Annotated in this window: 13 protein-coding genes; 10 read left to right on the plus strand and 3 right to left on the minus strand. The window is 61.9% G+C overall.

Annotation, left to right across the window (positions count from 1 at the left end; genetic code table 11):
• Positions 1-3: 3 nt before the first annotated feature.
• Positions 4-2,175: a transglycosylase domain-containing protein gene (locus tag RVAN_RS11845; RefSeq protein WP_013419956.1), complete on the minus strand. Its 2,172-nt coding sequence runs from the start codon at positions 2,173-2,175 to the stop codon at positions 4-6.
• A 42-nt stretch (positions 2,176-2,217) separates the two neighbouring features.
• On the opposite strand from RVAN_RS11845, the gene RVAN_RS11850 reads away from it, so the two are divergent.
• The 6 genes from RVAN_RS11850 to RVAN_RS11875 all read left to right on the plus strand — a co-directional run bounded on the left by RVAN_RS11850 (position 2,218) and on the right by RVAN_RS11875 (position 6,366).
• On the plus strand, positions 2,218-2,742 hold the full coding sequence (locus tag RVAN_RS11850; RefSeq protein ID WP_013419957.1) for a YcgN family cysteine cluster protein: 525 nt from the start codon (positions 2,218-2,220) through the stop codon (positions 2,740-2,742).
• A 187-nt stretch (positions 2,743-2,929) separates the two neighbouring features.
• Positions 2,930-3,394: a hypothetical protein gene (locus RVAN_RS11855; RefSeq protein ID WP_013419958.1), complete on the plus strand. Its 465-nt coding sequence runs from the start codon at positions 2,930-2,932 to the stop codon at positions 3,392-3,394.
• An 81-nt stretch (positions 3,395-3,475) separates the two neighbouring features.
• Positions 3,476-3,742 (plus strand): hypothetical protein, encoded by a 267-nt coding sequence (locus RVAN_RS11860; protein WP_013419959.1) that lies wholly within the window; start codon positions 3,476-3,478, stop codon positions 3,740-3,742.
• 18 nt (positions 3,743-3,760) lie between these two features.
• Positions 3,761-4,453 (plus strand): response regulator transcription factor, encoded by a 693-nt coding sequence (locus RVAN_RS11865; RefSeq protein WP_013419960.1) that lies wholly within the window; start codon positions 3,761-3,763, stop codon positions 4,451-4,453.
• Positions 4,450-5,826: an ATP-binding protein gene (locus RVAN_RS11870; RefSeq protein ID WP_013419961.1), complete on the plus strand. Its 1,377-nt coding sequence runs from the start codon at positions 4,450-4,452 to the stop codon at positions 5,824-5,826. Before RVAN_RS11865 ends, RVAN_RS11870 begins: the two co-directional genes overlap by 4 nt.
• A gap of 90 nt (positions 5,827-5,916) precedes the next feature.
• Entirely contained in the window at positions 5,917-6,366 is a 450-nt protein-coding gene (locus tag RVAN_RS11875) for an RT0821/Lpp0805 family surface protein (RefSeq protein WP_013419962.1), read from the plus strand.
• A gap of 112 nt (positions 6,367-6,478) precedes the next feature.
• Here the strand turns inward: RVAN_RS11875 and RVAN_RS11880 are convergent, their stop codons facing one another.
• Entirely contained in the window at positions 6,479-7,879 is a 1,401-nt protein-coding gene (locus RVAN_RS11880; RefSeq protein WP_013419963.1) for a TAXI family TRAP transporter solute-binding subunit, read from the minus strand.
• A 159-nt stretch (positions 7,880-8,038) separates the two neighbouring features.
• Between RVAN_RS11880 and RVAN_RS11885 the strand changes: the two genes are divergently transcribed.
• The 3 genes from RVAN_RS11885 (at position 8,039) to RVAN_RS11900 (ending at position 11,864) form a co-directional block, all read left to right on the plus strand.
• Positions 8,039-9,688, plus strand: a complete 1,650-nt coding sequence (locus RVAN_RS11885) for an acyl-CoA dehydrogenase family protein (protein ID WP_013419964.1) — start codon at positions 8,039-8,041, stop codon at positions 9,686-9,688.
• 363 nt (positions 9,689-10,051) lie between these two features.
• Entirely contained in the window at positions 10,052-11,020 is a 969-nt protein-coding gene (gene cysK / locus RVAN_RS11890) for a cysteine synthase A (protein ID WP_013419965.1), read from the plus strand.
• Positions 11,021-11,426: 406 nt separating this feature from the next.
• Positions 11,427-11,864, plus strand: coding sequence for a DUF1489 family protein (locus RVAN_RS11900; RefSeq protein ID WP_013419967.1), 438 nt, complete (start codon positions 11,427-11,429; stop codon positions 11,862-11,864).
• 98 nt (positions 11,865-11,962) lie between these two features.
• Here RVAN_RS11900 and RVAN_RS11905 read toward each other — a convergent pair whose 3' ends face one another.
• A complete protein-coding gene (locus RVAN_RS11905) occupies positions 11,963-12,169 on the minus strand; it encodes a YdcH family protein (protein ID WP_037238236.1) in 207 nt (68 codons plus the stop codon).
• A 192-nt stretch (positions 12,170-12,361) separates the two neighbouring features.
• Here RVAN_RS11905 and RVAN_RS20855 point away from each other — a divergent pair, with 192 nt between their 5' ends.
• Positions 12,362-12,673 carry a YdcH family protein gene (locus RVAN_RS20855; protein WP_245257981.1) on the plus strand — a complete coding sequence of 104 codons (312 nt, stop codon included), beginning with the start codon at positions 12,362-12,364 and terminating at the stop codon, positions 12,671-12,673.
• The last annotated feature ends 188 nt before the right edge of the window (positions 12,674-12,861 follow it).

Below are 12,861 nucleotides of genomic sequence, written 5' to 3' on the forward strand. Positions count from 1 at the left end.
TTGTTATTGCGTGCTCACGGGGAGGTTGTCCAGAGTGGCGTCCTTCTGGGTGTCGGCGGCTTGAAGTTTCCGCGCTTCCTTCAGCAGCTTCGACAGCGAGGTGAGCATCTTCTGCGTCTTGATGGGCATACGCCGCGCCGCATCCTGACCGCCGCCAAAGCCCGGTTCGTCGCGCCGGATTTCCGAAAGCCGCTGCCGTTCCTCGACCTGTCGCGGATGCAGCGGGAGGCCCGGTATCTGCGGAATGTCCATGTTGGTGTGCGCCGCCGCCATATATTGATGCCAGACGGGTGCGGAGAGGTGGCCGCCGGTGGTGCCCGCAGCCATTTCGCTGAAGTCGTCATTGCCGAACCAGACGCCCGTCACGTACTGCCCGGTGAAGCCCATGAACCAGACGTCGCGCGGACCGGAACTCGTGCCCGTCTTGCCGACGGCCGTTGTGAAATCGAGCCGCGCGGCAGCGCCCGAGCCTTCGGTGACGACCTTTTCCAGCATCGTGTTCAGCGTCTCGATGTCTTCGCGCTTGAAAATCTGCGCCGGCGCAGGCTCGTCCCGCTCGCGCGAATAGACGACTTCGTCCTTCGTGTTGCGGAGTTCAACGATGGCGTAGGGTCGGATCGCCTTGCCGCCGCTTGCGAAAACGGCGAAGCCCGCGGTGTGGTCGAGCGGCGCGATGCCGGAATCGCCGAGCGCCATGGAGCAGGTCTTTCGCACCGAAGTCAGGCCGATCTTGTGGACGTTTTCGAGCAGCTTGTCGCGGCCGACATCGAGCGAAAGCCTCACCGCGATGGTGTTGACCGACCTCGCCATCGCTTCGTAAAGCGTCATGGCGCGGCCGCTTACGCCGCCGCCATAGTTCGACGGCGACCAGTTTCCGCATGTCGGCGCGACGTCCGGGTAAACCTTGTTGGGCCGGATCCCGGATTCGATGGCGGTCAGGTAAACGTAAGGCTTGAACGACGAACCCGGCTGCCGCTGTCCCTTGGTGGCGCGGTTGAACTGGCTGTCGCCATAGTCCCGGCCGCCGACGATCACGCGCACCGCGCCATCGGTATCCATCGAGACGAGCGAGGCCTGCGTTGCGCGCGCATATTTCGCCTCGCGCTCGAAGGCATTGTCGATCACCTGTTCGGCGAGTTTCTGAAGCGGCACGTCAACCGTGGTGCGCGCCGTCAGCACATATTCGCCCTTGCCCTTCATGAGACGCTGAACTTCCTCGAAAGCCCAATCGAGGAAATAGTTCGGGACATAGACCTCCTGCCGGTCGATGATCTTCGCGGCGTTGAGGCGCGCGGCGTGAACCTGCCCTTCGGTCATGAAGCCCGCGTCGACGAGGTTCGTCAGCACTTGATTGGTGCGGGCGCGCGATTCGGCCGGGTTCGAATGCGGCGCATATTTCGTCGGCGCCTTGAACAGGCCCGCCAGCACGGAGGCTTCCGCGAGGTTGATGTCGCGGACCGACTTGCCGAAGTAGAACTGCGAGGCCGCTTCCACGCCGAAGGTGCCGCCGCCAAGATAGGCGCGGTCGAGATAGAGCTTCAGGATTTCCTTCTTGGTCAGGTGCGCTTCGAGCCACAGCGCGAGATACACCTCGCGAATCTTGCGCTGAAGGGAGCGCTCCGACGACAGGAACAGGTTCTTGGCAAGCTGCTGCGTCAGCGAACTGCCACCCTGTACGACGGTATCGGAACGGGCGTTCTGAACGATAGCGCGCCCCGTGCCGATGATGTCGATGCCGAAATGATCGAAAAAGCGCCGGTCTTCCGTCGCCATCGTCGCCTTGACGAGGACGTCGGGGATTTCCTCAAGCGGAACCGCGTCCGAAAACTGGATGCCGCGCTTGCCGATCTCATTGCCGTATCGGTCGAGGAACGTGACGGAGAATTCGCTGCCGGTGCGCCAATTCGGGTTCTTCGTGAGTTCGATGGCCGGAAGCTCGAACATGAGCACCACGGCGAGGCCCGCCGTGCCGAGTGTCATGGCCTCCGAAACGAACTCGGTGGCCATGCGGCGCGAGCCCGTCACACGGAAGCGCTGGAAGAAATTGTTGTAGTTTGCCCACGAGTCTTTAAATCTCGCATACAGGCCGTAGAGCGAGGAATCGATCCAGGAATCGAGCGCGAGCCAGTTGATTGAGCGGCTGCGCCTGTTCGGTTTGGTAATCCAGTCCCGCACGTGTCTTCACAGCTTCCTGTTGTCTTCCATCCGGCCGGTACTATGCCAAGAAACGAGTCTGCAAAACAGTTAAAATGGCAAGGCTCAATTGCCGATCCGGGCACTAAATCCGACGCGGCTGGGGACGAAGCGCCCTTCTGGAGGACGAAAGCGCTCGAAGAGATGTCCACCGAGGAGTGGGAGTCTCTTTGCGATGGCTGCGGCCAGTGCTGTCTTATCAAGCTCGAAGACGAGGACACAGGCCAGATTGCCGTCACCCGTCTCGCCTGCAAGCTCCTCGACCTCGGCACATGCCAGTGCTCGAACTATCCCGCGCGGCAGGATCATGTTCACGATTGTGTCAAGCTGACGCCCGAAGACGTGCGCCGGATCTCGTGGCTGCCCGAAACCTGCGCCTACCGCCTCGTCGAGGAAGGAAAAGACCTCGGCTGGTGGCACCCCCTCGTATCGGGCACGCAGGAGACCGTGTTCGAAGCGGGTATCGCGATAAGGGGTTCAGCCATCAGCGAAAAAAAGGTGCGGGTGGAGCGGTATCCGGCCCATATCGTCGGCTGGCTGAAGCCCTGATTTGCGGGACCGTATGGCCGGGCGCCGTATTCTTTCAAATAGCCCTAAAATGGCTTCAAAACGATAGCACGGTCGCGCTCGCTGCGAAGAGGGCCACTTCGTAAGCACTAATTGTCGAGCTCGCAACTCGACGGTTGTAGGCATTGCACTCCCTTCCGAACTGAAGTTTTTATTAAAATCGGAAAAAATGACGAACAGTAGCGAAGTGGTCGCGCGGTTCGTGCGAGATTACGGCATGACATTTGCGCAGGGCGGCGACATTTTTCTGGAGGCGGATCTCGGCGGAGCCGGTGTTTTCGTGCCCGTAGGCCGCCTGCTTAAGCCGACGCTTGCCTTGACCTCGGCCGTGAGAGATCTGCATCGCGAGCGGAAGCAGGACGAGCGGCAAGGCGTGCTTCTTCACGCCCTCGCGGCGCGAATCTCGGGCGAATGCGCGATTGCCGATGAAGCCACATTGATGGCCTTGAAAGACGTATGCGCCGCATCCCTGGTGCTCGAATGGCGGATCGCGGTTCCCGAACTCGGCGCGCTGCGTGCTCTTTTCGCGCTCGCGGCGCTGGAGGAGACGCCCAACCCGGGAAGCTTGCGCGTGACTTTACACCTCGCCGGCCATCCGGTGCTTGAGCCTTTATGTTGCGAAAATAAATGCTAAACTTCAGCCAGATCCGCGCTTCGGGTCATTTGTTCATCGTGTGTTCAGCATCAGGAGTCCATCTCTCGCCTGGAACCGCACATGAATTATATGCTCGCTGCCCTCGTGATTTCGATCGCAGCCGGCGGAAGTCCCTCCGTTTCGGCGAGCGAAGCTGCGTGCTCGGCAAGCTGGACCAGAGGGACGTACAAGACTTACCAGCAGATCCAGGACGAACTGAGGGATCGCCTCAGGAACGCGAAAATTCTGAAACTCTCGCTTTGCGCCACTGCGTCGGAGCCTTATTTTCAGGCAACGATCCTCAACGAGTCCGGCAAGGTCGTCATCGTGAAACTTGCCGCGCGCTGATCGAGGCGGGGTGAGAGCATGCGCATTCTCGTGGTTGAGGACGACGTGGATTTGAGCCGCCAGCTTGTCGCGGCGATGACCGACGCGGGCTATGCGGCCGACGCCGCCTTCGATGGCGAGGAAGGCGCGTGGCTCGGCGAGACTGAGCCATACGACGCCATCATCCTCGATCTCGGCCTTCCCAAGATCGACGGGCTGTCCATTCTCGAACGCTGGCGCAAGGCGGACATCAAGACGCCCGTGCTCATCCTCACCGCGCGCGACCGCTGGAGCGAGAAAGTTGCGGGCATCAACGCGGGCGCGGATGATTATGTCGCCAAGCCCTTCCAGATGGAGGAGGTGATCGCCCGCATCCGCGCGTTGCTGCGCCGGAGCGCTGGCGTGGCCAAGGCCGAACTGGAATGCGGCGATCTGCGGCTCGATACCCGCACGGCGCGCGTAACCTGGAAGGGCACGGCGGTGAAGCTGACCGGCCTCGAATTCCGGCTCCTCTCCTATCTGATGCACCATCAGTCCCGCGTCGTCTCGCGAACCGAACTCGTGGACCACCTTTACCAGCAGGATTTCGAGCGCGATTCGAACACCATCGAGGTCTTCATCGGCAGGCTGCGCCGCAAGATTCCCGCCGACATCATCCACACGGTGCGCGGGCTCGGCTATTGCCTCTCAGCCGCCGTCGATCCCGAAGGGAGCGCGAAGAAGGGCTCATGAAGGGCAATTCGCTCGCACTGCGCCTTCTGATTTCGTCGGCCGCCTGGATCGTGACCATCCTGTCGATCACCGCCGCGATCTTGATCTCGTTGTGCAACAACATCCTCGAAGCCAGCTTCGACGCGCGCCTCAACCAATACCTCGAAAACATCATCGCGCGGACGGCTCCGCAGGGCACGCACGACATCCGCCGCCCCGATGACGACGGCGAGCCGCTGTTTTCGAAGCCGCTGTCCGGCGCGTATTGGCAGATCCGCCCGCAAGACACGGGCAGCGAGCCGATGTTCAAATCGGCCTCGCTCGTCGGCGAAATCTACAAGACGCCGAGCGAGCTTGGCATCAAACCCGACGAGCGGCAGGTGCGCCAGACTTACGCCGAAGGCCCGGACGGGCAGCTCCTTCGCGTGCTGGAGCGGGACATCGACTTCGGTCAGGAGAACGAAAGCCGCATTTTCTCGATCTCCGTGGCGTTCGACACGGCGGACATCGATGCCGAGGCGCGCTACCTCACCAACACGATTGTTCTGACGCTCGCGCTTCTTGGTAGCGGGCTGCTGCTGGCGACGTTCTTTCAGGTGCGGTTCGGGCTTAGTCCCTTGCAGGACATGGGGCGGAAACTCGCCGCCATCCGCGCAGGCGAGGAAACGAAGCTCACGGGCACGCCTCCCGCCGAAATCCAGCCCCTTCAGGAAGAACTGAATGCGCTCATCGAGGCGAATCAGAACGTCGTAGAGCGCGCGCGGACGCATGTCGGCAACCTTGCCCATGCGCTCAAGACGCCGCTCAGCGTCATCATGAACGAGGCAGCTTCGCAGGACGGAGAGTTTGCGGGCAAGGTTTCCCAGCAGGCCACCATCATGCGACAGCAGATTTCGCACTACCTCGACCGGGCGCGCATCGCGGCGCAGATTCGGCCTGCCGTGGGCGTGACGGATGTCGGCGCGCAGTTGACCGCGATCTCCCGCGCGCTCAAGAAAATCTACGAAGCGCGCGCGTTGACGCTCGAAGTGGAATGCCCCGGCGGCGTGCGCTTCTTCGGCGAGAAGCAGGATTTCGACGAGATGGCGGGCAACCTCATGGACAACGCGTGCAAATGGGCGCGGTCGAGCGTGGTGGTGAGGGTGGAGCAGCCAGCGGTCGCGCGCGGCGAACGCACCTTCCGGCTCATCATCGAGGATGACGGACCGGGCTTGCCCGAGACGTTTCGGCAGAGCGCGGTCAAGCGCGGCCGACGCCTCGACGAAAGCGTGCCCGGTTCGGGGCTAGGCCTCTCCATCGTCGCGGATTTGTCCCACCTCTATCGCGGCTCGCTCAGCCTCGAAGAGGCCGATGGCGGCGGTCTTCGCGCGTGCCTGAAGCTACCAGCGGCGTGATGGACGCAAAATTGCCCGAATGAGCCGTAAACGCTTATAAAAGGTTAACGGCTGGGACGGGGCAGTGATTCGGCTGCTTCGAAGGGGACCATGAAGAAACTTACACTTTTAGTCGCTTCGCTTGCGCTTGCGGTTGTCTCGACCGGCTGCGCCACCAAGGAAGAGTCCGGCACGCTGATGGGTGCGGGCGCTGGCGCGCTGATCGGCAACCAGTTCGGCCATGGCGGCGGACGCGTTGCGGCAACGGTGGGCGGCGCGCTGATCGGCGGCTTCATCGGCAACCGCATCGGCAAGTCGATGGACGACGAGGACCGCCGCCGCGCCTATGAAGCGCAGTATGCCGCCTTCAACAGCGGCCAGCGCACCGAATGGCGCAATCCGAACAACGGCCGCTACGGCTATGTGACGCCGCGCCGGACATATACTTATCAGAGCTATCAGTGCCGCGAATTCGAGCAGACGATCTACATCGACGGCCGCCCGGAAACGATGGTCGGCAAGGCGTGCCAGCAGCCTGACGGATCGTGGCGCGAAGCCTGATCTGCACCGGCCTTCGCCGCCTGTAAATGCTACGGGATCGCTAATCGCGATCCCGTTTTTTTTCAAAATAAGGCGCGCGTTCTCAATGAGCGGCCGCCCGCTCCGGGCGATCCTACGCGCCCGTTTCGAGCGCGGGCTCATCGACGCGCGCTGGCTCAGCCGCAACGCTCGGCACTTGCGCCGCGCCTTTTGCCGCAGCCTCCCGCAGAGACACGATGCGCCGCCGCACGAACTCGACATTGTCGCGCAGCGTGTAAAGATCGGCTGACAGGTGCGTCGGCACGGATATGCGCCACACGGCTTCTTCGACCTTGTCGAGGTCACGCTCCTTCTGGGCGATGAATTCGGCGGAGGCCTTCTTGTGCGTGAGGTTTTTCTCGATGCGCTTCAACTCCCGATACCAGTTCAGGATACGCTGCCTCATCCGCCAGTTGTAGAGAAGCGGCACGATGCGAGCGAGCGGGATCACCACGCCAATCATCGGCAGGATCAGGATCGCTGCGCGGTCGATGAGCGTCGCGAGCCAAAACGGCAGGGTGCGCTGGAAGAAGGTCGGGCCGGACTTGTAGACGCGCGTGGCGTCGTCGATCATCGGAAATTCCGGATCGTCAGCGAGACTTTCCGGCCCAAGCGCGAACAGCTTCGACTCGCCCGTGGGCTTGAGCGTGGGCTGGCTCTGCACCTTCAGCACGGCTTGCGCGAGGATCGCCAGCAAGGCCGGATGCAGATCGTCGCGGACAAGGAGCATCGCCTTCGTGGAGACAAGCGACGTATCGGAGGGCGGAATGTTCTGCGCGAAATCGACGACGCCCTGTCGCATCTTGACCTGCGTCAGAGAGGGGTAACGCTGGATCAGCGCGTCGGCCTGCGCCATGCTCATGAGCTTGGTGCCATCCTGATGCAGGAGACGCTGCACCGTCCTCGCCTCGGGGCCGAGCACCAGAAAGCCCGCGTCGGCGCCGCCTTGCGCGAAGGTGTCGACATAGTCGGGAAGCTGCATGGCGATCAGCGTCGAATTTTCAGCGGTAATGCCGTTCGCGTCGAGAAGCCGCTTCGCGAGCGCGGCGGTGCCGCTGCCCTCGGGGCCGATCATGATGCGCTTGCCCTTGAGTTCGGTGATGCTCGAAAGTGAGGCGTCGCCGCGATAGAAAAACCAAACGGGTTCTGTGATGAGCCGCCCCATGGAATAAAGCGTCGGCGCATCGATGTGGTTTGTCAGCCCGCCCTGCACGATGCCGGCCTGAACATCGCTCGTCTCGTCCTTGAGCAGGCGAAGATTGTCGAGCGAGCCCTGGCTTTCTCGCACTTCGAGCTTCACGCCCTTCTTCTCGATCTCCTCCTTGAAGCGGAGCGCGAGATCGTAATAGGGGCTGCCCTTGCTCGCGGCTGCCAGCACGAACGAGTCCGGCGGTGCGGGCTTGACGTAGCGCAGCGTGAACCAGACGGCCGCCACGGCCAGCGCCAGAGCCGGAATGAAGACGGCAAGATATTCCCAGGTGAAGAAGCGTCTCATGGGTAGCGCTCCAGACGGGTTAGGCCGACCGTTCCCTCTTACGGGCGCGAAAGGGTTAACGCAATCTTAAATGTCGCAGGCTGTATCCGCGCACACGCCGTGCTTGCCGAAAAGCAACCCTTGGCGTTCAATCTGATAAAAATGTCAGGGGAGGAACGCATGGTCGATTACGAACCGCGAACCCGGCTCGATACGCACGACGTCACCAATATGCCGCCGCCATTCGGGGGGCTGAACCTTTACGAGACGGACATTGCGCTGAAGGAAGCGGCGGGTCTCCACGGCGGCGAATGGGTGGACGGGCCGCTGTCGGCGCTCGGCGCGGCGGCAGGCTCCGACGAGGCGTTGCAGGCGGGCGAGGACGCAAATCGCTATCTGCCCGAGCTTCGGACCTTCGACCGCTTCGGCGGGCGCATCGACGAGGTTCGTTTCCATCCCGCCTATCATCAATGCATGGCGCTCGCGATGGAACACCGCATCCACTCCATCGGCTGGCGCGAGAAGCGGCCCGGCGCGCATGTCGCCCACGCGGCGGCCCTCGCGATCGGAAGCCAGGCGGAGGCGGGGACGATGTGCCCCATGAGCATGACTTACGCCAGCGTGGCCGCGCTTCGGAAACAGCCGGACGTGGCGGCGGCGTGGCTCCCGAAGATCGTCGATGGCGTTTACGAAGCGCCACTGCGCCCGATCGCCGAGAAACGCGGCGTCACCATCGGCATGTTCATGACCGAAAAGCAGGGCGGCTCGGACGTGCGCTCGAACAGCACGCGGGCCGTGCCGGTGGGGGCTGGCGGTCCCGGCGGCGAATACCTGCTGACCGGGCATAAATGGTTCTGCTCCGCGCCGATGTCGGACGCTTTCCTTACGCTCGCCTATACGGATCGCGGGCTTTCCTGTTTCCTCGCGCCGCGCATCAAGCCGGACAGCACGCGTAACTCCATGAACCTGATGCGGCTGAAGGAGAAGCTCGGCAACCGGTCGAACGCGTCGGCGGAGTTCGAATATAAAGACACGTTCGCCTGGATGATCGGCGAGGACGGGCGCGGCGTCGCCACCATCATGGACATGGTGCACCACACGCGGCTCGACACGACGGCGGGATCGCTCGGCATCATGCGGCGCGCGCTGGCCGAAGCCGCGCACCATGCGCGCCATCGCCGCGCGTTTCAGAAGACGCTCATCGACCAGCCCGTCATGCGCGCCGTGCTCGCGGACCTCGCGCTCGACTATGAAGCCGCCGCGATGTTCACAATGCGCATCGCCCGCGCGTATGACGGAACGACGCCGGAGGAACGTGGCTTCGCGCGGCTGGGGGTCGCGCTCGGCAAGTTCTACATCGCCAAGCGCACCGCGCCCTTCGTGGCCGAGTGTATGGAATGTCTCGGCGGCGGCGGCTATATCGAGGAGGCGGCGACGGCACGTTACTATCGCGAAGCGCCGGTGAATGCGATTTGGGAGGGGTCGGGCAACGTGATCGCGCTCGACATCCTGCGCACGCTTCAGAAAGAGCCGCTCGCGCTTGATGGGCTGCTGGCCGAGCTTGCGGCGGCGCGAGGCCGCCATCCCGCCTACGACGCAAGCTTCGATGCGCTGCATCGCCTCATCGGCGGCGGGGTCGTGGAGGGCGACGCGCGACACCTCGCTGAGCGCATGGCGCTGGCCCTGCAAGCGGCGCTGCTGCTGTGCCACGGTGCGCCGGATGTCGCATCAAGCTATTGCGATGCGCGACTATCGGGCGATACGCGCGGCATCAACTATGGCGCGAGCGGCGCAAAGCTGGCGGTGGACACGATCCTCGCGCGGCAATAGCCGTGGCATCGTATCAGCCGTGCCGGGCGTGGTCTGCATTCGCTGCGGCGGTCGGCGCACAGTCACGGAGAACAAAATTCTAATATTTGCGATCTAGCCGCTACAGCGTTTTGTCGATTGGGCAGTTCGCAACAAAAATAATCGAACCATAGCCGGTATACACAGATGTAATTCCTTTTTCATCAGTGCAGCCATGTTCATCTGGTCAAAATCGCTCGGAAGCGTAAGTATTCGCAAGGAGCGTTCACGAATGCGTAAGGCTCGGCATTGCGCCCATGCACGCGACGGAGCGTTATGGTTCACTGAGTTTTGTCGAAGTCCGGCGCGCGCATGGCGGCGTCAAATCGAAACCGGGAGAGTGTCATGGCTGAGAAGAATCACGCACCAGGACGGGGGCGCATCTACGGGTCCATTACCGAGACCATTGGCGACACGCCCATTGTCCGCCTCGACAAGCTCGCGAAGGAAAAGGGCGTCAAGGCGAACCTCCTCGCGAAGCTCGAATTTTTCAATCCCATCGCCAGCGTGAAGGACCGTATCGGCGTATCGCTGATCGACGCGCTTGAGAAGCAGGGCAAGATCGAGCCGGGCAAGAACACGCTGATCGAGCCGACTTCCGGCAACACCGGCATCGCGCTCGCCTTCGTGGCTGCCGCGCGCGGCTACAAGCTTATCCTCGTCATGCCGGAAACGATGTCCATCGAGCGCCGCAAGATGCTGGCGCTGCTTGGCGCGGAACTCGTGCTCACGCCGGGCGCGCAGGGCATGAAGGGCGCGGTCGCGAAGGCGAACGAGCTTCTCGGGGAGTATCCGAACGCTGTTGTTCCGCAGCAGTTCGAGAACCCGGCCAATCCGGAAATCCATCGCCGCACGACCGCCGAGGAAATCTGGAACGACACCGAGCACAAGGTGGACATCGTCGTTTCCGGCATCGGGACGGGCGGCACCATCACGGGCGTGGGCCAAGTGCTGAAGCCGCGCAAGCCGAGCCTGAAGATCATCGCCGTTGAGCCGGAGGAGTCGCCGGTGCTGTCGGGCGGCAACCCCGGCCCGCACAAGATCCAGGGTATCGGTGCGGGCTTCGTGCCGGGCGTGCTGGATCGCGATGTGATCGACGAGATCGTGAAGGTCAACAGCGCGACGGCGCTTGAGACGGCGCGTCACGTAGCGCGGCTTGAAGGCATCCCGGTCGGCATCTCGTCGGGCGCGGCCATCGCGGCGGCGATCGAAGTCGGCTCGCGGCCCGAAAATGCCGGCAAGAACATCGTCATCATCGTGCCGAGCTTCGCCGAGCGTTATCTGTCGACGGCGCTGTTCGAAGGGCTTGCGTAAGCCCGGCCGGGTCTTCGTTTAATCGGGGATGTCGATCCAACCCTTGGCGTTGCGCTTCGGCTCGATGCCAAGGGTTGCAAGGCTTTTCAGAAGCGCGGTTGTCGGAACGATGCCACCCGAATGCGAGCTTCGGCATACGTTGCAGATAACGACGTCCCAGCTTTTGCAATGGCGCGCTCGATAGGCGTTCGGACCGAACCTCCTGTCGAAGCCGCATAAAAAGCATCGCTCCAGTACGCAAACCTCGATCATTGCTCCTCGCGAATACGAAACGCGCGGGCACTATGGAGCGGGAAGCTTGCGCCGGTCTCGTGTCGCCCATGGAAGCGGCGGTTTATCCGGCGAGCATCGGAAAAACGGACCGAACGGCTTGCACGCGCCGTGATTGCGTGGCATCGAGCCGGACATGCCGATCCTATCCTCACCCTCCATTCACATTCTGAAACTATGCGTCGGCTGCGACAACGTGGAGATGCTCGCCGACTGGCAAAAGCAGCGCATCGCGGCGGGGCATGCGCTCATCCATACGACGCGCCAGACGCCGCGCCGGGATGGCTTCAGCGAGGGTTCATCGCTCTACTGGGTGATGGGCGGATTTGTCCGCGTCCGCCAGCGCATCGTGGCGTTGCATGAAATTCGCGGCGCGGATGGTATCATGCGTTGCGGCTTCGAACTCGATCCGCAACTCGTGCTTACGGAGCCAGTACCGCGTCGCGCGTTTCAGGGCTGGCGCTATCTCTCCGCGAGCGAAGCCCCGCGCGACCTTATCGCTGGAGCGATCGTCGAAGAAGGCGCCATGCCGCCCGAGATGCGCGCTGCGCTCGCCGAGCTCGCGCTGATCTGACGAACCGGGCTGTCGCCTATCCGCCTATATTCACGTTCACTTTGACTTGACGCTGGGGTGCAGGTGCGAGCGGCAGCGAAAACGCCGCAATCTGATTGCTAGGCGATGATATCGGGGAGAAGTTGATCCTCGAACCGCGCAATCTTGTCTTTAAGGGAGAGCTTGCGTTTCTTCAGACGTGTAAGACGCAGTTGATCGCGATCTGGCGCGCATTCGAGCGCCTTTATCGCGTCGTCGAGATCACGATGTTCCTGTCTGAGCTGTGCGAGTTTTTGGCGCACACCCCCGTCGTCCGCAGTGTTCATCAAACCCCCGGGGATAACGCCAAAAATACTCGGCCCCGAAAAATCGCTGACGAATTTCATCATAGCACGAATCCCGAATTTCCGAAAAAGCGCAATCTCCACGATCCCGTACGTGTAACACGGAATAGAAAGATTCTCATGAGATTTTGAAGAGTTCCGCAGGGTTTTGTTAAGATATGGCGCAATTTTGCAATGGATTTAAAGTTGCACCTTTCCGCGCTCGCAACCTCATCACTTTTTCGCCTTGATTATGTCATCTTTTCGCCACAAATTGGAGTTGCCATAGCAGGCGTTAAACAAAAGTGGAGGCCGGAAATGAGCCTTATTGCGCATATCGATGAACTCAAAGAGAAGCATCAGACCATTCAGCGGCAGATCGAGCTTGAAATGGCTCGGCCTCTCGTAGATGGATTGAAAGTTTCCGAACTAAAGCGCCGTAAGCTCCTTCTCAAGGAGAAGATCGAAAAGTTCAAATCCGGGCCGGACGTCGCCCTCAGGGCGTAACCACCTCCGAACGGGCCAAAGCGGCAGGGCACACCTGCCGCTCAGGCTGCACCGATCTGGCTCCCCGCAACACCCCCCCAGCACGTTCCATTCAGTTCCACGCAAATCGCATCCTCCGCGCGCGTACTCAAGTCGCCGCAATCGCCACAAAAGTCTTGCGCTCGCAAGCTGTCGGCTTCATTCCTTTC

The organism is Rhodomicrobium vannielii ATCC 17100, assembly GCF_000166055.1.
Taxonomy (GTDB): Bacteria; Pseudomonadota; Alphaproteobacteria; order Rhizobiales; family Rhodomicrobiaceae; genus Rhodomicrobium; species Rhodomicrobium vannielii.